Here is a 1271-nt window from a genome sequence, read left to right as displayed (position 1 = left end):
TGCGGAGCTAATGAGCTTGTAGCCGGGGAAAATTTCCTCCGCGTGGCGCTTTACGATAGTGCCGATCGGCACGTAGGTGTTTTGCGCGACCTGCACAAAGCGCGGGATCACGCGCGGAATTCTAATCATCCCGAAATGCACCGACTCGGGCGCGCCCTCGTCGCAGAGCTTGACTGCGAGGGAGAAGCTGAGATTGTTTAGATGTGGGAAAGGATGGGTCGCATCCACTGCGATCGGGACGATGACGGGCATTATCTGCGAGAAAAAAAACTCGTCCGCCGCAGGCTTAAGCTCGGGCTGTAGCTCGTCGTAGCTTTTGATAAAAAGCCCGTTTTTGCAAAGCTCCTTTTGGATGCCGAAATACTGCTGCTCAAGCTCGGTTTGTTCGTTTCTTAGATAGGAACGGATCGCGCGCAGCTGCTCAAGAGGCGTCATCTCATCGTCCCCGCTGGTTATAACGCCGGCGGTAAAAAGCTGCTTCAAGCCCGCCACGCGGATCATATAAAATTCGTCTAAATTCGTGCTGTAAATCGCTAGAAATTTTAATTTTTCAATTAGCGGGATATCCTTTTTGCATTGTTCCAGCACGCGGGTATTGAAGCGTAGCCAGCTTAGCTCGCGGTTTATAAAATTATTTTGTGTTTGCATAAAAACTCCTTTTTGAATATTAATTCTAAGATTATAGCCCAATTAAGATTAAATTTTAAAGTCCGAATTTTATGAGCTTGCAAGTGGGGCAATTTAGTATTTAAAATTCTGCCCTAATTCCCTATTTTTCCTAAATCCTTGCACATTTGCGCATTGCCGTCTTTGCAGCCCAGCTTTAAATACCGCCTAAATATAAAATTTACTCTTTCTCCTCCTCGCTCATATCAAGCACCCATTTGCACGCTTGTTTTATTGCGAGTATAAAAAATAGCGCTTTCATGTTAGCTCCTACATACGATATAAATTTAAATCAGAAAACGACGTAAATTTTATCTTTTTACTAACGGCTGCACTTTGATTGCGCTCTGCCGCGACCGGCATCATTAAGATCAAAAGCGCCAAAATTACGGGATAAAATTCTTTCATTATCGCTCTTTGCCCCTCTTTGGATTTGCCATCTTTTACTCCTTAATTGAATTTGCGTCGTATTTATCGCTTATTTCCCAAAAGACTTTTTTCGCGCACTTTACAGGATCGTGCTCCTCCTCATCTCGTAAGCAGTTTTCCAAAGCCGTCTTTAGTGCACAAGATTTTAGTTTAAATATTCTTTCTTTTTCTAGATG

At 43.6% G+C, this 1271-nt stretch carries 1 protein-coding gene and 1 pseudogene; both read right to left on the bottom strand.

From position 1 onward, the window contains the following. A pseudogene (locus Q0236_RS06095) lies at nt 1–648 on the bottom strand (RNA degradosome polyphosphate kinase); the annotation flags it as partial. A gap of 288 nt (nt 649–936) precedes the next feature. Further along, nucleotides 937–1074 (bottom strand): hypothetical protein, encoded by a 138-nt coding sequence (locus tag Q0236_RS06090; RefSeq protein ID WP_297916069.1) that lies wholly within the window; start codon nt 1072–1074, stop codon nt 937–939. Nucleotides 1075–1271 lie beyond the last annotated feature (197 nt).

The organism is uncultured Campylobacter sp. (assembly GCF_938031315.1).
In the GTDB taxonomy this organism is placed as follows: domain Bacteria; phylum Campylobacterota; class Campylobacteria; order Campylobacterales; family Campylobacteraceae; genus Campylobacter_B.
This window is presented reverse-complemented; position numbering and strand designations above follow the sequence as displayed.